General features: G+C 64.7%; 16 protein-coding genes and 1 tRNA gene. 11 read left to right on the top strand and 6 right to left on the bottom strand.

Annotated elements, in window-relative coordinates:
• A partial coding sequence (locus KHY18_RS24220) for a tetratricopeptide repeat protein (RefSeq protein WP_213306115.1) occupies window positions 1-485 on the bottom strand: 485 nt, incomplete at its 3' end.
• A gap of 206 nt (window positions 486-691) precedes the next feature.
• Here KHY18_RS24220 and cysS point away from each other — a divergent pair.
• From cysS to KHY18_RS24180, 8 genes are all read left to right on the top strand, one after another.
• Complete coding sequence (cysS, locus tag KHY18_RS24215) at window positions 692-2,074, top strand: cysteine--tRNA ligase (RefSeq protein WP_213306114.1); 1,383 nt, start codon at window positions 692-694, stop codon at window positions 2,072-2,074.
• Window positions 2,075-2,129: 55 nt separating this feature from the next.
• Complete coding sequence (locus KHY18_RS24210) at window positions 2,130-2,792, top strand: DNA-3-methyladenine glycosylase family protein (protein WP_213306112.1); 663 nt, start codon at window positions 2,130-2,132, stop codon at window positions 2,790-2,792.
• 45 nt (window positions 2,793-2,837) lie between these two features.
• On the top strand, window positions 2,838-3,815 hold the full coding sequence (locus KHY18_RS24205; RefSeq protein ID WP_213306110.1) for an acetyl-CoA carboxylase carboxyltransferase subunit alpha: 978 nt from the start codon (window positions 2,838-2,840) through the stop codon (window positions 3,813-3,815).
• Window positions 3,816-3,907: 92 nt separating this feature from the next.
• On the top strand, window positions 3,908-4,858 hold the full coding sequence (gene tilS, locus KHY18_RS24200; protein WP_213306108.1) for a tRNA lysidine(34) synthetase TilS: 951 nt from the start codon (window positions 3,908-3,910) through the stop codon (window positions 4,856-4,858).
• A 91-nt stretch (window positions 4,859-4,949) separates the two neighbouring features.
• Window positions 4,950-6,215 (top strand): aspartate kinase, encoded by a 1,266-nt coding sequence (locus KHY18_RS24195; RefSeq protein WP_213306106.1) that lies wholly within the window; start codon window positions 4,950-4,952, stop codon window positions 6,213-6,215.
• A gap of 52 nt (window positions 6,216-6,267) precedes the next feature.
• A tRNA-Ser gene (locus KHY18_RS24190) sits at window positions 6,268-6,360 on the top strand.
• Between the two features lie 192 nt (window positions 6,361-6,552).
• Complete coding sequence (locus tag KHY18_RS24185; RefSeq protein ID WP_213306104.1) at window positions 6,553-6,849, top strand: type II toxin-antitoxin system RelE/ParE family toxin; 297 nt, start codon at window positions 6,553-6,555, stop codon at window positions 6,847-6,849.
• A 3-nt stretch (window positions 6,850-6,852) separates the two neighbouring features.
• Window positions 6,853-7,173: an addiction module antidote protein gene (locus KHY18_RS24180; RefSeq protein ID WP_213306101.1), complete on the top strand. Its 321-nt coding sequence runs from the start codon at window positions 6,853-6,855 to the stop codon at window positions 7,171-7,173.
• Between the two features lie 120 nt (window positions 7,174-7,293).
• On the opposite strand, the gene KHY18_RS24175 is transcribed toward KHY18_RS24180, so the two are convergent.
• Window positions 7,294-11,199, bottom strand: a complete 3,906-nt coding sequence (locus KHY18_RS24175; protein ID WP_213306098.1) for an Ig-like domain-containing protein — start codon at window positions 11,197-11,199, stop codon at window positions 7,294-7,296.
• A gap of 386 nt (window positions 11,200-11,585) precedes the next feature.
• On the opposite strand from KHY18_RS24175, the gene KHY18_RS24170 reads away from it, so the two are divergent.
• Window positions 11,586-12,308, top strand: a complete 723-nt coding sequence (locus KHY18_RS24170) for an MOSC domain-containing protein (protein ID WP_213306096.1) — start codon at window positions 11,586-11,588, stop codon at window positions 12,306-12,308.
• Between the two features lie 4 nt (window positions 12,309-12,312).
• Here KHY18_RS24170 and KHY18_RS24165 read toward each other — a convergent pair whose 3' ends face one another.
• Window positions 12,313-14,088 (bottom strand): putative bifunctional diguanylate cyclase/phosphodiesterase, encoded by a 1,776-nt coding sequence (locus KHY18_RS24165; RefSeq protein WP_213306094.1) that lies wholly within the window; start codon window positions 14,086-14,088, stop codon window positions 12,313-12,315.
• A 237-nt stretch (window positions 14,089-14,325) separates the two neighbouring features.
• On the opposite strand from KHY18_RS24165, the gene KHY18_RS24160 reads away from it, so the two are divergent.
• On the top strand, window positions 14,326-14,652 hold the full coding sequence (locus KHY18_RS24160) for a hypothetical protein (RefSeq protein WP_213306092.1): 327 nt from the start codon (window positions 14,326-14,328) through the stop codon (window positions 14,650-14,652).
• A gap of 60 nt (window positions 14,653-14,712) precedes the next feature.
• On the opposite strand, the gene KHY18_RS24155 is transcribed toward KHY18_RS24160, so the two are convergent.
• Window positions 14,713-15,663: an SMP-30/gluconolactonase/LRE family protein gene (locus KHY18_RS24155; RefSeq protein ID WP_213306090.1), complete on the bottom strand. Its 951-nt coding sequence runs from the start codon at window positions 15,661-15,663 to the stop codon at window positions 14,713-14,715.
• 266 nt (window positions 15,664-15,929) lie between these two features.
• Here KHY18_RS24155 and KHY18_RS27310 point away from each other — a divergent pair, with 266 nt between their 5' ends.
• Entirely contained in the window at window positions 15,930-16,055 is a 126-nt protein-coding gene (locus tag KHY18_RS27310) for a hypothetical protein (RefSeq protein WP_283771367.1), read from the top strand.
• 35 nt (window positions 16,056-16,090) lie between these two features.
• On the opposite strand, the gene KHY18_RS24150 is transcribed toward KHY18_RS27310, so the two are convergent.
• Both KHY18_RS24150 and KHY18_RS24145 read right to left on the bottom strand, forming a co-directional pair.
• Window positions 16,091-18,379 (bottom strand): molybdopterin guanine dinucleotide-containing S/N-oxide reductase, encoded by a 2,289-nt coding sequence (locus KHY18_RS24150; protein WP_213306088.1) that lies wholly within the window; start codon window positions 18,377-18,379, stop codon window positions 16,091-16,093.
• 4 nt (window positions 18,380-18,383) lie between these two features.
• Window positions 18,384-18,733: LLM class flavin-dependent oxidoreductase (locus KHY18_RS24145; protein ID WP_213306086.1), on the bottom strand; the 350-nt coding region annotated here is incomplete at its 5' end.

Below are 18,733 nucleotides of genomic sequence, written 5' to 3'. Positions count from 1 at the left end.
GGGCGCAGATTGGTTGCGGCGCGCGGATCGAGATCTTGCGAGCGCAGATAGGCCTGGTAAGCCAGTCGGGCGTAGATGTCGCCCAGGTTTTCGTGCGCCACCGCATAGGTCGGGTTGTTGCGCACGGCCATTTCGAGCGCGCCCTTGGCCTTGTCGAGATCGCCATCGGCGGCATAGATCACGGCGAGGTTGTTGTAGGGCTCGGCCAGCTCGGGGTACTCCTCGATCAGCAGCGTGAACGTCGCAATGGCGTCGGCCTTCTTGCCGAGGTCGGTCTGGGCCACGCCTTTGAGAAAGCGCATCTGCGGGTCGCGCGCATTGCTGGCGAGGTAAGCGTCGGCGCGGGCGATGGCGCCCGCGGCATTGCCCGCGCGCAGCAATTGGTTCACGTCGGCGTAGTCATCGGCATGGGCGGCGCCCGCGCAGAGCACGGCGGCCAGGGTCAACAGGCGCAGGGTGCGGGGGAGGGCGTTGCGTGCAGGCATGTAGGTGCTTTCAGTGCGGGCAGGGACGGGCCTGCGGCGCGGGCTTATACTTCGATCAATTGTAGCTGAGGGGTGTCAGCCCGCATGGACCCTGGTGCCCCCTTTCCGGGTGCCCCTGTGCCAGGCGCACACTTCTTGCTACATGGGACCCAGGGCCTGTCATCTTCGGCAGGCCGTTCCCCTCTCTCCCTCGTAACAGATATTCCATGAGTTTGCGTATCTACAACACGCTGTCGCGTGCATTGGAAGCGTTTTCGCCGATAGAGCCTGGCCATGTCCGCATGTATGTGTGCGGCATGACCGTCTACGACCTCTGCCATCTGGGCCATGCGCGCTCGATGGTTGCTTTCGACGTGGTGCAGCGCTGGCTGCGGGCCAGCGGCCTGCGCGTGACCTATGTGCGCAACATCACCGATATCGACGACAAGATCATCCGTCGGGCGGTCGAGAACGGCGAAACCATTCGCCAGCTGACCGACCGCATGATCGCGGCGCTGCACCAGGACGCGGACGCGCTGGGCATAGAGCGCCCCAGCTTCGAGCCGCGTGCCACCGACTATGTGCCGCAGATGCAGAGCATGATCGGCCGGCTGCAGCAAAACGGTCTGGCCTACCAGGCGGGAAACGGCGATGTGAACTTCGCGGTGCGCAAGTTTCCGGGCTACGGCAAGCTGTCGGGCAAGTCGCTCGACGAGCTGCAGGCCGGCGAGCGCGTCGCCGTCGATGACGGCAAGAGCGACCCGCTCGACTTCGTGCTCTGGAAGAGCGCCAAGCCCACCGAGCCCGAGGAAGTCAAATGGGACAGCCCCTGGGGCCAGGGCCGCCCGGGCTGGCACATCGAATGCTCGGCCATGGGCTGCGAGATGCTGGGCGAGAGCTTCGACATCCATGGCGGCGGTGCCGACCTGCAGTTTCCGCACCACGAAAACGAGATTGCCCAGAGCGAAGGCGCGACCGGCAAGACCTTGGCGCGCACCTGGATGCACAACGGCTTCATCAACGTCGATAACGAGAAAATGTCCAAGTCATTGGGCAATTTCTTTACCATCCGCGATGTGCTCAAGGAGTTCGACGCCGAGACGGTGCGCTTCTTCGTGGTGCGCAGCCATTACCGCAGCCCGCTGAACTACAGCGACGTGCATCTCAATGACGCGCGTTCGGCGCTCAAGCGCCTGTACACGGCGCTGAGCCTGGTGCCCGCGGCCGATGTCGCGATCGACTGGGCGCAGCCGCAGGCCGCGCGCTTCAAGGCCGCGATGGACGACGATTTCGGCACGCCCGAAGCCGTGGCCGTGCTGTTCGAGCTGGCCGCCGAAGTCAACCGCAGCCACAGCGAGCAGACCGCGGGTCTGCTCAAAGCCCTGGGCGCATGCCTGGGCCTGCTGCAGGACAGCCCCGAAGCGTTTCTGCAGGCCGGCGTCGCCGGCGGCGTGGACGCCGAAGCCGTGCAGGCGCAAATTGCAGCGCGTGCCGCGGCCAAGGCCGCAAAAGATTGGGCCGAAGCGGATCGTATCCGTCAGGCTTTGCTGGCCCAGGGCATCGTGCTCAAGGACTCCGCGGCCGGCACCACCTGGGAGGCCGCGCCATAAGGGCGGCACACCATGGATTTTCATTTCAATGTGTTTAATGTAGGCGGTACCAGCGGTGAATGCTCCTAAAGAGATAGCGAACGTGGTGATCACGCCGTTGTCTGCGCCTGCCTACTGGGCAGAAGCCTGCAAGCATCTGGTCAAAAAAGACCGGGTGATGAAGCGCCTGATTCCGCAATACGCGGGCCAGGCGCTGCAAACGCGCGGCGACGCTTTCGTGACGCTCGCGCGTTCGATCGTCGGTCAGCAGATTTCGGTCAAGGCCGCACAGACGCTGTGGAGCCGGCTGGCGGTGTTGCCCGCGAGCATGACGCCCGAGCATCTGCTGCGCCTCAAGGTCGACGACATGCGCGCGGCCGGATTGTCGGCGCGCAAGGTCGACTATCTGGTCGATCTGGCCGTGCACTTCACCGAAGGCCGGCTGCACACCAACGACTGGGCGATGATGGGCGACGAAGCCATCATTGCCGAGCTGATGGCCATCCGCGGCGTGGGCCGCTGGACCGCCGAGATGTTTCTGATTTTTTACCTCATGCGTCCCAATGTATTGCCCCTCGACGACGCGGGGTTGATCAGCGGGATCAGCAAGAACTATTTCTCGGGTGATCCCGTCAGCCGCAGCGATGCGCGCGAGGTGGCGGAGGCCTGGAAGCCGTGGTGCAGCGTTGCGACTTGGTATATTTGGCGCTCGCTCGACCCGCTGCCTGTGGCCTATTGATACACCCGAGGCCCTCAGCCCAAGGCCGGGACAAGGAGAAAAACATTGGCGAAAAAGAATTTCCTGGATTTTGAGCATCCCATTGCAGAGCTCGAATCCAAAATCGAAGAACTGCGCTACGTGCAGACCGAAAGTGCTGTCGACATCTCGGAAGAGATCGATCAGCTGAGCAAGAAGAGCCTGCAGCTCACGCGCGACATCTACAGCGATCTGAGCCCCTGGCAGATCACCAAGATCGCGCGCCACATCGAGCGTCCCTACACGCTCGACTATGTGCGCGAAATCTTCACCGATTTCGTCGAGATGCACGGCGACCGCCACTTTGCGGACGATCAGTCGATCGTCGGCGGCCTGGCGCGCTTCAACGGCCATGCGTGCATGGTCATCGGTCATCAGAAGGGCCGCGACACCAAGGAGCGCACGCTGCGCAACTTCGGCATGACGCGCCCCGAAGGCTATCGCAAGGCCTTGCGCCTGATGAAGACCGCCGAGAAGTTCAAGCTGCCGGTGTTCACGTTCGTCGACACTCCGGGTGCCTACCCGGGCATAGACGCCGAAGAGCGCAGCCAGTCCGAAGCCATCGGCCGCAACATCTACGAAATGGCGCAGCTGCAGACCCCGATCATCTCCACCGTCATCGGTGAAGGCGGCTCGGGCGGCGCGCTGGCGATCAGCGTCGCCGATCAGGTGCTGATGCTGCAATATTCGGTCTACTCGGTGATCAGCCCTGAAGGCTGCGCATCGATTCTGTGGAAGACCGGCGACAAGGCCGAAGAAGCGGCTTCGGCCATGGGCATCACCGCGCTGCGCCTCAAGGCGCTGGGCCTGGTCGACAAGATCGTCAGCGAGCCCGTCGGTGGCGCGCACCGCGATCCCAAGCAAATGGCGACCTTCCTCAAGCGCGCGCTGGGCGATGCCTACCGCCAGCTGGCCGACCTGAGCCCCAAGGAGCTGCAGGACCGCCGCTACGACCGTCTGCAAAGCTACGGCCGCTACTCGGACACCAAGGCCGAGAACCGCTGAGCACCAGCGCGGTTGTTCCGCACCGGTAAATGCACCAACGGCTCCCGCGGGAGCCGTTTGCCATTGCCGGGCCTCAACAGGAAAAGGAAAGCATGACCCAGTCGTTCGATGCCGCCATCGCCGCCTTCGCGCCGCCGCTGCCGCTGGCCGTGGCGTTCAGCGGCGGCGCCGATTCCACCGCGCTGCTGCGCGCCTGCGCGCAGCGCTGGCCTGGTCAGGTGCATGCGATCCATGTGCACCACGGGCTGCAGAGTGCGGCCGACGGCTTTGTCGCGCAGTGCGAAGCGCTGTGCACGCAGCTGCAGGTGCCGCTCACGGTGTGCCGCGTCGACGCGCGCCATGCGCTGGGCCAGAGCCCCGAAGACGCGGCGCGCCAAAGCCGCTATGCGGCGCTGGCCGATGCCGCCTTGCATGCCTGGCCTGGCCGTCCCATGGCCGCGATCGCGCTGGCCCAGCATGCCGACGACCAGGTCGAGACCCTGCTGCTGGCGCTGTCGCGCGGCGCGGGCGTCGCGGGCCTCGCGGCCATGCCCGCGCAATGGCAGCGGCTGGGCCTGACCTGGCTGCGCCCGCTGCTGCAAGTGGAAGGCGCGGCATTGCGCGAGTGGCTCGCGGCGCAGCAGCAGGACTGGATCGAAGACCCGAGCAATGCCGACCAGCGCTTCACGCGCAACCGCATCCGCGCGCAGTTGCTGCCGCAGCTGCAGGCCGCATTCCCGCAATTTCGCGACACGTTCGCACGCAGCAGCCGGCATTGCGCCCAGGCCGCAGAGCTGCTGCAGGAAGTCGCCGAAAGCGATCTGGCGGTGGTCGGAAACCCGCCGCGCATTGCCGCCTTGCAGGCCTTGAGCACAGCGCGCCAGGGCAATGTTCTGCGCCATTGGCTGCGCGTTGCGCATGCCACCACACCGGCCGCGGCCCAGCTCGAAGCGCTGTTGCGCCAGGTCGCCGCATGCACCACGCGCGGCCACCAAATCCACCTCAAATTGGGGCGCGGGTTTGTGGTGAGAACAGGGGCGTTGCTCGGTTGGTACAATCCCTGAGTTTTGGTCTACTTTTGTACGAAAACCGCTGGCGCGCCAAAACGCCCTTATTCCTCGCGCCATGTCCGAAGTTTCGTCACCTTGATATCCAATGGCACTGATCGTTCATAAATACGGCGGCACGTCGATGGGCTCCCCGGAGCGCATCCGCAATGTTGCCAAGCGCGTGGCCAAGTGGGCCCGGGCCGGCCACCAGTTGGTCGTGGTGCCCAGCGCCATGAGTGGCGAAACCAATCGTCTGCTCGGCCTGGCCAGCGAGCTCGCACCTGCGCAGCCGCAAAATTCCTACTACCGTGAGCTCGACATGCTGGCCGCCACAGGCGAGCAGGCATCGTCGGCGCTGCTGGCGATTGCGCTGCAAGCCGAAGGCCTGCCTTCGGTCAGCTATGCAGGCTGGCAAGTGCCGGTGCGCACCGACAGCAGCTTCACCAAGGCCCGGATCGAATCGATCGACGATAAGCGCGTGCGCGCCGATCTCGACGCCGGTCGTGTGGTGATCGTCACCGGCTTCCAGGGCATAGACCCCGCCGGCAACATCACGACACTGGGCCGCGGCGGCTCCGACACCTCGGCCGTGGCCATGGCCGCTGCGCTCAAGGCCAGCGAATGCCTGATCTACACCGACGTCGATGGTGTTTACACCACCGACCCGCGCGTGGTTCCGGCCGCCCGCCGCCTGTCCACCGTGAGCTTCGAAGAGATGCTCGAAATGGCCAGCCTGGGCAGCAAGGTGCTGCAAATCCGTTCGGTCGAGTTCGCAGGCAAGTACAAGGTGCCGATGCGCGTGCTGTCGAGCTTCACGCCCTGGGACATCGATCTCGCCGAAGAAGCCCAATCGGGCACGCTGATTACTTTTGAGGAAGACGAAAAAATGGAAAAGGCTGTCGTATCCGGCATCGCTTTCAACCGCGGTGAAGCCAAGATCTCCGTGCTCGGCGTGCCCGACACCCCAGGCATCGCCTACCGCATCCTGGGCCCCGTGGCCGAAGCCAACATCGAAGTCGATGTGATCCTGCAAAACATCAGCAAGGACGGCCTGGCCGACTTCAGCTTCACCGTGAGCCAAGGTGACTACCAGCGCGCGATGGACCTGCTGCAAAACAAGGTCGTCCCCGAACTGGGCGCCAAGGAAGCCGTGGGCGACCCGAGCATCTGCAAGGTCAGCATCGTCGGCATCGGCATGCGCAGCCACGCAGGCGTGGCCAGCACCATGTTCCGCACGCTGAGCGAAGAGGGCATCAACATCCAGATGATCTCGACTTCGGAAATCAAGACTTCGGTCGTGATCGACGAAAAGTACCTCGAACTGGCCGTGCGCGCGCTGCACACCGCCTTCGGTTTGGACAAATCGGAGTAAATTTGCATTTTTCCCCGAAGCGGTAAAAAACTCGGGTTAGAATAGCTTTATTGGAAACGTGACCGAGTGGCCGAAGGTGCTCCCCTGCTAAGGGAGTATGGGGTGTAGAGCCTCATCGAGGGTTCGAATCCCTCCGTTTCCGCCAGGACTTAAAGCCCCAAGTGAGCAATCGCTTGGGGCTTTTTCCTTTTCCGAAATGGCCTGCGAACTTATCTCAGACTCAGCCGCTTAATGCGAGGTCTTGCCTGGAATGCGAGCACTGACCACCGGGAAAGGCTCATACGTTCGTCGGTCACAAGGGTTTGCAGTTCTGTAAACCATGGGTTACATTGCCTCCATGTACGAAATCCTGCGAACCGAGGAATTCGATGCTTGGCTTGCTGGCCTTCGGGACCGGCATGGGCAAAAGCGAGTGTTGGTCAGGTTGGCACGCCTGTCGCTGGGCCACTGGGGTGACTGCAGGCCGGTGGGCGGTGACGTGACTGAGCTGCGGATCCATTCAGGACCGGGGTATCGGGTCTATTGCTGGCAGGATGGATCCACCGTTGTCGTAGCTTTGGGCGGCGGTGACAAGTCGACTCAGGACCTTGACATCGTCCGGGCCCGGAACATGGTTGGCGAACTGAAGGAGTGAGCGATGAATCCCAATGCCGTTGAAAAACTGGGCATCAAGCCTTTGGACGCCGCTGACTATCTGCAGTCCGATGAACACTGCGCGCTGTACCTGCAGGCTTGTCTGGAAGATGCGCCAGGGGATGCGGTGCTGTTCGCCAAGGCGCTGGGCGATGTGGCGCGCGCGCGCGGCATGATGCAGTTGGCGCGCGACACGGGCATGAGCCGGGAAGGGCTGTACAAGGCCTTGGGTGTGAACGGCAACCCCAGCTTTGCCACGGTCATGAAGGTGCTTGGTGCGCTGGGTCTGAAACTTCACGTAGAGCCGCAGTCCGCCAACGCCTGAAATTGCCTGCTTGCCTGATTCGGTAATGGGGAGCGCGATGCGGCGACGGGCGCGCAGGCAGCCGTCGTCGGCGTGGCGCTGCGGTGGCACGGCGCAAGCCCCGACCACCGCGCCCACCACTCAGGCGAACTCTATCCCTGTGGCCGCCAGGCCCACCAAGTCGATGCGCACCGCATTCAGATCGAGATTGCTGGCCAGCACCGCGAGTTCGCCGCCCGTCATGCCATGGGCCATCAGGGCCACGAACGGCTGCAGTTGCGCCGGTGTCGCAGCGCTGCCCACTACGTTGGTCCACAGCAGCTGCGTCACCTGACCCGGCGTCTGTGCGCCCAGTGCCTGCAGACCCAGCTGCGCCAGGCTTTGCGCGCTCACGCCTGCGTCCAGCGCGCGAATCACTTCGCCGACCAGCGGCTTGTTGGCCAGCAGCGCAACGCCGCCCAGCGCGCCGAGCAACTTTGCGGCCTGGCCCGCATGGCCGTCGAGGTCCAGCGCCAGTTGGGTGTCGCTGAGCGTCAAGCGCTCGACGTTGTTCAGCTCGAGCATCGCGCCATCGGTCATGCGCTGCAAGGTGAAGCCGGTCGCGCTGGCCTCGATATGCGTTTGTGCCAGGGTGGCCGGGAACACCAGAGTGTCTATGCCCGCGCCGCCATCGATCGACCAGGCCAGGCCCGGCGTCGGCGTGATGGTGTTGTCGCCCGCATCGCCGACGAATGTGGCGTCGCGCTGCGCGTCCACACGCACGGCGCCCGCGTCGGCCATGCCTTCCAGCAGCAGCTGCGCAGTCTTGCCCGCCGCTTGTTGCGGATAGACCTGGGCAAACAGCTGCGCGACCTGCAGGGCGCTCAGGCCGTCCAGCGTCTGGATCACGGCGCCTTCGGCCTGCGTCAGATCGCGCCCCATCCATTGCTGGAACAGGAAAGCCGCAGCTTCTTCGGCCGCGCTGTGGGCCACCGTGAGGCTGGGGCCCGTATCGAAGCGCACCTGTTCCACATCGACCAGCCAGTCGGAAACGCCGCTGGCAATATGCGTCAGTTTGATGTCGGCACCGTCCAGCGTGACCGTGTAGTCGGTGCGCTGGCCTTGCTGAATCGCCACATCGAAGCCCGTGCCGCCGTTGAGGTGGTCGCTGCCGCTGCCGCCCGAAAGAATGTCCTGGCCCGCGCCGCCGAACACGATGTCGTCGCCCGCATCGCCGTGGATCTGGTCGTTTCCACCTTTGCTGCCCACGGTGTCGTTGCCGCCACCGCCGTGGATGATGTCGTCATCGGCTCCAAGCACGATGTACTGTACCGCGCCATCGCCTGCAGCCTGGTTCTGGCCCGCACCGCCGATCAGGCGCACATTGCCGACCACGGTAATGAAGTCGACGTTGTCGACCTGGATGGAGCTGCCGCTGGGCAGGGAGCGCGCATCCAAAATGATGGCCTGCCTGCCATCGGCCGGCAGGCTGCTGCCCGTGATCACCAACGGGATCTCGGCATTGAAGCCCGCACCGACCGTGGGCTTGAGGATATGCACGGTCAGCGCCTCATCGGACGGCAGGCCAGCGTTGAAATCCAGCGCCGCCTGCATCAGCCCGACGTCACCGCCGGCCACCTGCTGTATGCGCCCGATCAGCTCTGTCAGCGCCGTCTGTCCCGTCGTGCTGCGCGGCAGTCCCTCGGCCTGCAACCCGACCCCAGTGGGCACGCCAGCCAGCAAGAGGATATGGCCGTTCGATGAAGTGAACAGCGGAATGTCGGCCAGCTGCGAAGCCGAGCCCGGTGCATCGGAGCGGCTGGAGGTCACCACGGGAATGGTGGTGATTGTGGTCCCTCCGGCTCCGGTCGTGGTGATGACCGTCACGCCATCGACTGTCGTGGGCGCGGGCTGAGGCACCGGTTCTGGCTGCGGTTCCGGCGCCGGCGCTATGGTGTTCACATTCAGCACCAGCGGCGTGGCCGCCAGGTTGACATTGCCTGCGGTATCGGTGAACAGCCCGCCCGACACATTGACGGTCAGCGGCGCGCTGCTGTTGGCGGCCGGCGTCAGCGTGGCGGTATAGGTGCTGCCGTCGCCGCTGAAATTGCTGAGCGTGCCGCCGGTGACGACGATGTTGTCCGCCGTCAGTTCGCCCGCCTCGCTGAGCGTAAGGGTGAGGGTGGCGCTTTGGCCCGGGCCCAGCGTGCCGCCGGCATTGCTGCTGATGGTCACCGTGGGCGCCTGGGTGTCTATCGTATAGGCGGCGCTGTAGGGCGTGCTGAAATTGCCGGCGGCATCGATCACCCGCACCACCAGCGTGTGGCTGCCTGACAGGGTCTGGCCCGCGAGCGACCAGGAGGCGCCGCTGACGTCTGCCGCGACCCAGTGGTTGTCGCCTCTCAGCGACACCTGCACCACTTCGCCTGCGAGCGGCGCAGCGCTGAGCATGCCCGAGATCGTCTGGCTGGGAATGTAGGTGATCAAGTCGCCGTCTGTGCCACTGTCGTCGCTGAAGAGCACCCCAACAGCGGTGGCGGTTGGCGCCACCGTGTCGATCAGCAGCAGTGGAATGCTGTTGGCGCTGCCATTGTTGCCCGCCAGATCGGTATAGCCGCCAGTGACGATGATGACTGCATTGCCGTTCGCCACTCCGGGCGTGGGGGTGAGCGTGGCGGTGAATACCTTTGGATCGGACGTGGCCAGGAGTTCCCCGAGCACACCACCGCCGACGTGAACAATGTCCCTGCTGAAACCCACGGGCGCTTCGGAGAACGTGAAGGTGATGACGGCCGGTGTCACACCATTGGCCACTTCCACGTTGCTGGTGATCGTGACCGTGGGTGGGCTCTGGTCGAAGGCATAGGAATGGAGCGTTTCCGGGCTGTGATTGCCCGCGGCATCGATCACGCGCACGCGCAGCACGCCACTGCCACTCAGCGTGTGCTCCAGCGTCCACCTGGAGCCGGAAACACTGGCCTGCTGCCAGTTGTCTCCATCGTCGAACGACACCTGCACCGTTTCTCCCGTCGCCGGCGCCTGCGACAGGGTGCCGCTGACGATCTGCGCCGCCACCGAGGTGATCAGGTCAGTGCTGCTGGCGCCTATATCTCTAGAGAACACTGGCACACCGATGGCGGCCGCGAGCGGCGCGAGCGTGTCGAACTCGATCGAGGGCGACAGGCCCGCGCTGCCGCTGTTGCCGGCAGCGTCGATGTACGCACCCGCGGCCACGCTGATCGAGGCCACGCCCGCGTCGACGCCGGCGGTGGGCGCGAACAGCGCGGTATAGACCAGCCGGTCGCTGCTTGCGGCGAAGCCGCTGAGGGTGCCGCCGGTCACAGTGACATCCTCGGCCCCGAAGTCCAGCGGGGCTTCGCTGAAGGTCAAGGTGATCAGCGCGGTGTCGCCGATCTTGAGCTTGTCCAGGCTGCTGGTGATGAGCGGGCCTGGCAGTGGCGCCACGCGACCATTGGCCACCTGCAGATCATCAATGCCTATTTCAAAGCCGAGCGGGTTGACGATGCGCATGCCGTAAATACCCTTGAAGTCGGACATCGCCGAAAAGTCGAGGTGGGCATACTCATTGATCATCAGACCGATGACCGACCTGCCGACGCCTGTAGGCTCGAAGTTGGCGTTGAGCGCATAGACGGTGAATATGGTGGTGCCCTGCAGGTTGCCTATCAAGGAGCTGCTGCCCAGGTTGAGGCTGATCAGGTCGAACACGCCGCTGTTGGCACGCAGATCGACATAGGCGACCGGCGATAGCAGCGAACCAGAGACACTGAGGCGGTCGTCGCTGAGCGGCACGCCGACCAGATGGGTGCCGGCGACGTTGACGATGGACACGCTGCCGCCGTAGGAGCTTTGCGCATAAGCGTCCAGGCCCGTGCCGAGAATGTTGTGCGCGTTGACCACGGCACCTTCAGCCAGCCCGGTGGCATTGAGCAGCGTAACGGAGCTACCGGTATCGAAGGTGATGGTGCCGGCTGCGCCGTTGTTCACCAGCGCCGGTGCGTGGCTGACATCCTGCAGCATGGATGGGACGATCTCGATGGTGGTCATGATGATGAGGGGGCGCCATGGCGCTGCAGGGTTGGGTGACAAAACACCGGTCCTATCACCGGTGCGCAGCGTCGCATTTCAAGCATTTGCAATCCAGCAACGGCGGAGATGCTGTTGTGTGAAAAACACTGTTTGTTGCAAAATAATTGAAATCTTACGTGCGGCCAATTTGAACAGGGAAGCGCCAAATTTGCAAAATCTCTGGCATTGAAATCCATGCAGGACGGCGCGTCGTACGTGCCGGCCTGGAAAACAGAGGCCGTTCGCCAAGGTGCGGAGCCTGGAGCTGCATGGCGGTGCGCAGCCGACCTGGGGCCTGACCCCATAGTCGCGCATTCAGGCTTTGCCGTAGCCTTCCCACAATGCGCGCCAACGACCTATCTGCTGTGACCACCATTCCTGCGGGCGCTTTCGGTAGCCAGAATGCCTGGCAGCCGCTGGGTATGCTGGAATCCATCCACGTTCGGGTGGGCAAGGAGTCCGCACCGCGACCCGTGACCACCGTCCAGGCGATCGCCGGTTTCGGCCTCGTGGGAGACCGGCATGCGTCGCCGCTGTCACCCAGGCAAGTGTTGCTCGCGGGAAGCCCGGCTTATCGGTGTTTAGGCATGCCGGCCGCGTCGCTGCGAGAGAATCTGCGGGTCGACTTCTCCACTGGGCAACTGGGTTCCGGTGATCTCGTGCGCATCGGCAGCGAAGCCGTTCTCTGGGTGACGTTCGTCTGCGAGCCCTGCAATCTGCTGGAACGTCGCTGCCCGGGAACGCTGAAAACGATTGGCGCCGACCGCGGCATGCTGGCCCGGGTGCTGCGTGGCGGCGAGCTGCGGGCAGGCGACGAGATCGCTGTGTGCCGCGCTGCAGCTCCCGTGTTCAGCGACGATTGGCAGCAGCGGATACTGCATGTCGCGCGCGCCGTGCCCGAAGGTTTCTGGATCAGCCATCGCCAGCTCGCGCAGATGGCCGGCGTTCACACGGCGTATTGCAGGGCATTTCCGCGCGTGCTGTCGCGCCTGCCCGCGCAAGTGGCGCGCCGGGTGGGAAGTGGTGCGGGCATGGGTGCAGCACTTCCCTGGAACGGTGCCGGGCTTTTCGATATCAGCCGCAGTTGAGCGTCTATGGCGCTCCATGAAAATGCGGGCCGCGCGGCGCCTGCATGAACTCCGGCAGGGCCTGCGCTTCTAGCGGCCGGGAGATGTAATAGCCTTGCGCGGCATCGCAGCCATGGTGCTTGAGCAGGTCAAGAACTTCCGCGGTTTCCACGCCTTCGGCAAGCATGCGATAGCCCAGCGCATGGCCCATGCGGATCAGCGACTGGATCAGCGTGAAAGCCCTTTCGTCGGTCGCTATGGGCTTGATGAGCGACTGATCGAGCTTCAGGATTTCCACGGGCATGGAGTGCAGGCAGGACAGATTGCTGTAGCCCACGCCGAAATCATCGAGGGAAATGGCGATGTCCATCGCGCGCACCGCCTCCAGCGTGGCGGCGGTCAGTGTGCCTGTCATCACCGCGTTTTCGGTGCATTCGAGGCGCAGGGTCTTAGGCTGTACGCGGTGCAAGGCGCAGGCATTGCGCAGCATCTGCAGGAAGTGCGGATGCTCGAGATTGCGCGCCGAGACGTTGATCGCTATCGTCAGGTCCATGCCCTGGGCGCGCCAGATCGATTGCTGTTCCAGGGCCTTGTGCAAGACCCACTCGGTGAACTCGTGGATCAGCGTCGTGCGCTCCATCAGCTCGATGAACTCGGCCGGCGACACATCGCCGAACTTCGGGTGCCGCCAGCGCGCCAAGGCTTCGACGCCCGAGATCCTGGCGGTGTGCAGATCCAATTTGGGCTGGTAGACCAGCCGGAACTCGCCCTGGGCGAGGCTGACCGGTATGGCACGCAGCAGTGCAAACGCGCGCCTGTGCGGCATGTCGAATTCCGGCGAGTACCCGCTCCAGGGGCGTTGCTCTGCCTCGGCCTGATACAGCGCGGTCGTGGCCATGCGCAGCACGTCTGCGGTCTCGGTCTCCACGCAATGGAATCGGACCAAGCCGGCATGCGCTTCCAGTTGAACGGTAATGCCGCCCTGGGTGACGAAAGGCTCGCTCATGCGTGCCAGCAAGGCCGTGGCAATATCGTCCGGCTGGCCGGCATCGGCTGTGTAGATGGCCGCAAAACGCGTTTCGCCCACATGGTAGAGATCGACGCCGTCAGGCAGCGACTTCATGATATTGGTGGCAATGGTCCGCAGCGCCGCCTCCAGCGGCGGTATGCCCACGGCGCGCACGGCGGACTGCAGCTGCGTATTGCTCATGACTTCCAGCAGCACCAACGTGGCGGCCATGCCCGGCGTCGCGCTGCAGGCACCGGTCAAGTCATCGGCCAGTTGCGCCCGATTGGGCAGCCGTGTCACTTCGTTGACCCGTCCGGCCATCTGGTGCAGATCGATCTGCGCCATGGTCAGTGCGCCGAGATCACGCAGCAGCTGTTCTTCCTGGGCGTTGAATTTTCGCGGTTGTGTATCGATCACGCACAGACTGCCCAGCGTGTGCCCGGTCGGCAGCTGAAGCGGCACGCCGGCATAGAACCGGATACCGGGTGCGCCCGTGACCATGCGGTTGTTGGTGAACCGGGGATCGAGCCGCGCATCCTCGACCACCAGCACGTTGGACGCTTCTATGGTGTGGGTGCAAAAAGAGTCGCTGCGCGCCGTCTCGGCGTCGTCGATTCCCACGCGCGATTTGAACCACTGGCGGCTTTCATCGACGATGGAGATGGCGGCCATGGGCACTTGCAAAAGAGACGCGGCCAGCCGGGTGATGCGATCGAAGGCCTCGCTGGCCTTGGTGTCCAGAAGTCCGGTGGAGCGAACAAAGAAAAGCCGTTCCTGCTCGTAGGCGGGCAACGGTGTTCCAGATGGGTTTACACAGTTAGAAGCTTCCAAGGGCACTCTCGCACGCAAAAAATGGGTGGTTATGCGTACAGTATGGCGCTTGCGAGTAGTCCTCTGAAATCGTCAAGTTTCACCGAAGGGGGCGCTCACTGGGTGCGCAATGTCTGCCTGGCGGGCGACGCGGGAAGCCGTTGTTCAACGGTTAGTATCGCGGGCTGTCGTACTACCGATCCGTGAAGAGGAGCAACGATGAAAAAAGCAATCTGGCTGGCCTTCGCTGCCATCATGACAACGAGCGCCGTGGCGCGTGTCAATGCAGCTGACGCGGTGAACCCCGGCGTCATCCGCATGGCCGCGAGCCTGAACGAAATGGCGCTGGCCTGTGGCCACAAGAGCGCCGCGAATGTCGAGGCCGGCCGCGTTCAGCAGCGTGCCGCGGCCATCAAGGACATGGCGGTCACGCCTGCGGAATACGACCGCATGTATGCCAGCTACAAGACCGAATTCACGCAGAAGTGGACGAATATGCCTGCCGCGCAGCAGCAGCAGGCTTGCGCGCAGATGCCGCGGCCCTGAGCAGACGCGCGCGCAACAAAAAAGCCGCCCTGAGGTGGCTTGCGGTGTGTCCGTCCTTGCTCAGTTGACCGGAACGATGCGCACGCTGGCCTGGATGCTCGCATCCGCAGCCGCGACCGCCACGAACAGGCGGCGGTTCACTTCGTCATAGGCGACGCCCATCATCTTCGGCCAGCCGCTGGCGAGCACGCTGGTTTCGCCCTTGGCGTTGATGCGGAACAGCCGGCCGCCGCTGCCGCCGAAGAACAGGCTGCCATCGGCCGCGGCGGTCATCAGATCGATGCCGTCGAGCGTGGTGAACGTGGCCAGCAGCTTGCCCTGGGCCAGCGTTGCGGCTTGCTTGCGCACCTGGCTCAGCGAGTACGACAGGATGTTGCCGGTGTTCTGATCGCTCACGAACAATTGGTCGCCCACCACGGCAAGGCCCACGGGCTTGCCCAGTCCGGTGATGATTTCGCGCTCGGTGGCTTTGTCGCCGTTCACCGTGAGTTCGCTCACCGCGCCGCTGCCACCCTTGATGAACCAACCGTCGATCAGGCCGCCATCGGGCGTGGTGGTGACGCCTATGCGCCGGCGCAACGCGTCGGTGCCGGACAGGTTGACCGCCTTGCCCGCTTTGTCCACGGCGATCACCGCGCCGTCGGTGCCAAAGCCGAAACGCGTGGTGTAGAAGGTGCCGTCGCCGGTGCGCGTGAGCTGGCCCAGCGTTGCGCCGCTGGTCGGTGCGGACGTGAGTGCCGCAAACGCCGCAAAGCTCTTGTCGCCGTCCCATGCGCGGATGTTGTTGGCGTTGTCGTCCGTGAGGTACAGGCGCGATTCGCTCTGGTCCCAGAACACGCCGTTGAGCTTGGCATTCAGGCTGATGGTCGTCGGGCCGCGATCGATGTTGTCATCGCTGCCGCCGCAGGCCGACAGCGAAAGCGCGAGCAAGGCGCTGGCCGTGCCCAGCAACAACATGCGGCGCACGCCGCTGGTGATCCGATGGCAACCAGTGCCGAAATTCAAATTCATGGTGTTCTCTCTGACTTTCTTTGGACTGGCGCAGGGGAGAAAAGCGCTATTATATAAATGAATAGCGCTATGAAAAAACCAGCCACGAGCCGCGTATGAGGCAGAAAATCCAGAAGAAGAAATCGATGGCCGCTGGCCAATGTGGCCTTCAGCATCACGCTGAACTGGGGAAATCCGAACGACCGCACGCTGATTTCCGCTGACAGCCGCTATATGATCAATTGGTCGCCTGCCATATCGCGCTGACTGCGCAGGAAACGCGCGGCATGAAGCTGTTCTTCAGCGATCAGGCCAAGTGTCTGCAATGCCGCGACAGCCCGAATTCCAACGATCAATTAAGCACGGCCGCCAGCGTGCAGCACGATCCGTTGGCTCACATATCGGCTTCGTGACCAACGCATCGATCGCCGCGCCCAGCCCCTGATGCTCACACCGGCGCGAACACCGGCGGATCAAACGCCGTGATCTCCGGCAAGTCCGCCTCCCAGCGTTCTATCTGCACCCGCGTGGTCTGCGCGGCGCAGCCCTGGGCCAGGCGCGAGCTGCCGATGTCGGGCGTCACCACATTGGCGTTGCCATGCTTGTCCAGACTGTGGGGCGCTTGCGCATCGGCCGGGTCGTACCAGGCACCGGTGGCGATCTGCGCTACGCCCGAAAGAATGCCATCGGTCAGCCGTGCGCCGGCGAGAAATGCGCCGCGCCGGTTGAACACCCGCACCACATCGCCGTCGGCGATGCCGCGCGCGGCGGCGTCGCCGGCGTTGAGCGTGATGGGCTCGCGGCCGGCGATCTTCGAGGCGCGGCTCACGCTGCCGTGGTCGTACTGGCTGTGCAGCCGCGTGGTGGGCTGCACCGACAGCAAGTGGATGGGGCTGTCGTTGTCGCGCTGCGGTTCGAACCAGGTGGCGTGGCCCGGGCAGTCGTCATAGCCGAAGCTGGCAATGACTTCGCTGTACAGCTCGATGCGGCCCGAAGGCGTGGGCAGCGGGTGGGCTACAGGGTCGGCGCGAAAGCGCTCGAGCAGCACCACGGGTCTGGCGGGAGCGGGCACGTCGAAGTGTCCGGCCTGCCAGAAATCGTCGAATGCGGGCAGGGCGATGCCCTGGGCTTCGGCACGCGGGCGCGCGCTTTCATAGAGGTGGCGCAGCCACTGGTCGGTGTCGCGGCCTTCGGTATAGGTCTGCTCGAAGTCCAGGCGCCTGGCCAGCGCCGCGAAGATGGCGTAGTCGTCGCGGGCCTCGCCCACGGGCGCGATGGCGGCCTGCATCGCCACCATGAAGCGCTCGCTGCTGGCGCTGCCTATGTCGTTGCGCTCCAGCGCGGTGGTCGCGGGCAGCACGATGTCGGAATGCCGGGCCTGGGCCGTCCAATACTGCTCGTGGGTGATGATGGTTTCCGGGCGCTGCCAGGCGGCGATGGTGCGGTTCAGGTCCTGGTGGTGGTGGAACACATTGCCGCCGGCCCAATACACCAGGCGCACATGGGGATAGCGGTGGCGGCCGCCGTCGTATTCGAACGGCGCGCCGGGCTGCAGCAGCATGTCGGCGATGCGCGCGACGGGAATGAACTCCGCGACCGCGTTGTGCCCCTGGGGCAGGCGCGCGCCCGAGAAGCTGCTGCGGCCGCTGCCGATGTAGTTCATGCAGCCATAGCCCAGACCGAAGCCGCCGCCGGGCAGGCCGATCTGGCCCAGCAGCGCGGCCAGCGTCACGGCCATCCAGAAAGTCTGTTCGCCATGGCGCGCGCGCTGCAGCGAGTAGACGATGTTGACGAGGGTGCGCTGCCCGGCCATGCGCCGCGCGAGCGAGATGATTTCATCGGCCGCGATGCCGCAGCGTTCGGCGGCCCAGCGCGGCGTCTTGGGCTGGCCGTCGGCATGGCCCAGGATGTAGTCGCTCACCTGCTCGAAGCCGGTGGTGTGGCTGGCCAGGAAGGCGCGGTCGTGCAGGTTCTCGGCGAGCAGCACATGGGCCAGGCCCAGCATCAGCGCCACGTCGGTGCCGGGGCGCACGGCCAGCCATTGCGCATCGGGCACGTCGGCCATGTCTTCGCGCGCCGGGCTGATGTTGACGAAGCGGGTCTGGCCTGCCGCGGCCATGCGCCGCAGCGCCGGGCCCACGCCATGCTGGCTCGCGCCGCCGGGGCTGACCTGCGTATTGCGTGTGGGCAGGCCGCCGAACGAGACAAACAGTTCGCAGCGCCGCTCCAGCACGTCCCAGGAGGTGTGCTGCTGCAGCAGGTTGTCGGTGGCATCGACGATGTGCGGCATCAGCACCCGGCCCGCGCCCAGGCTGTAGGTGTCCTTGCTGTACACATAGCCGCCGAAGCTGTTGAGAAAGCGGTGCAGCTGGCTTTGCGCATGGTGAAAGCGCCCGGCGCTGGACCAGCCGTAGCTGCCGCCGAAGATCGCGCCGTTGCCGTGCGCGTCGCGCACCCGCTGGAGTTCGCCTGCGACCAGGTCCAGCGCCTCGTCCCAGGGCAGTTCGACGAAGGGCTCGCGCCCGCGCTGTGCCGCGCTCTGATGGCGTGTGGCCGGGTTCAGAAAACCGCGGCGCACCGCGGGCCGGCGCACGCGGGTAGGCGAATCGATTGAGCCGGGAATCGACTGACCTATGGGCGAAGGATCGGTGTCCCAGGGCGCGGGCTCCATGCCCGTGAGCCGGCCGTCGCGCACCACGGGGCGGTAGTTGCCCCAGTGGGTAGAAGTAAAAGTCATGAAATCAGGCGGCAAGGGCTTCGGGCTGGGGCGCGCTGCGCAGCGACAGATCGGGGCGAACGAGCGCCTGGGCGCGCGCCAGCGGCAGCAGGTCGCGGCCGTAGGCGATCGCATCTTCGACGGGATTGAAGCCGCGGATCAGGAAAGTGCTGATGCCCAGGTCGCGGTAGTCGAGCAGCGCATCGGCCACCTGTTCGGGCGTGCCGACCAGCGCGGTGGAGTTGCCCTGCGCGCCCAGCAGGCCGGCGATTCCGGTCCACAGGCGCTTGTCCAGGCGCGCGCCCTGCGCGGCCGCGTCGAGCAGGCGCTGCGAGCCCACGTTGGCGGGCGCGGGCTTGTTCAGCTTGCCTTTGC

It is taken from the genome of Acidovorax sp. CCYZU-2555, from assembly GCF_018413525.1.
Classification (GTDB): Bacteria; Pseudomonadota; Gammaproteobacteria; order Burkholderiales; family Burkholderiaceae_C; genus Comamonas.
Note: the sequence above shows the minus strand (reverse complement) of the source record. Positions and strands in the feature narration are given on the sequence as shown.

Bases quoted from the DNA above. Each gene is read 5' to 3' on its own strand.
- cysS (WP_213306114.1), top strand. From the start codon at position 692: ATGAGTTTGCGTATCTACAACACGCTGTCGCGTGCATTGGAAGCGTTT.
- tilS (WP_213306108.1), top strand. From the start codon at position 3,908: ATGACCCAGTCGTTCGATGCCGCCATCGCCGCCTTCGCGCCGCCGCTG.
- KHY18_RS24195 (WP_213306106.1), top strand. From the start codon at position 4,950: ATGGCACTGATCGTTCATAAATACGGCGGCACGTCGATGGGCTCCCCG.
- KHY18_RS24185 (WP_213306104.1), top strand. From the start codon at position 6,553: ATGTACGAAATCCTGCGAACCGAGGAATTCGATGCTTGGCTTGCTGGC.
- KHY18_RS24180 (WP_213306101.1), top strand. From the start codon at position 6,853: ATGAATCCCAATGCCGTTGAAAAACTGGGCATCAAGCCTTTGGACGCC.
- KHY18_RS24175 (WP_213306098.1), bottom strand. From the start codon at position 11,199: ATGACCACCATCGAGATCGTCCCATCCATGCTGCAGGATGTCAGCCAC.
- KHY18_RS24160 (WP_213306092.1), top strand. From the start codon at position 14,326: ATGAAAAAAGCAATCTGGCTGGCCTTCGCTGCCATCATGACAACGAGC.
- KHY18_RS24155 (WP_213306090.1), bottom strand. From the start codon at position 15,663: ATGAATTTGAATTTCGGCACTGGTTGCCATCGGATCACCAGCGGCGTG.
- KHY18_RS27310 (WP_283771367.1), top strand. From the start codon at position 15,930: ATGAAGCTGTTCTTCAGCGATCAGGCCAAGTGTCTGCAATGCCGCGAC.
- KHY18_RS24150 (WP_213306088.1), bottom strand. From the start codon at position 18,379: ATGACTTTTACTTCTACCCACTGGGGCAACTACCGCCCCGTGGTGCGC.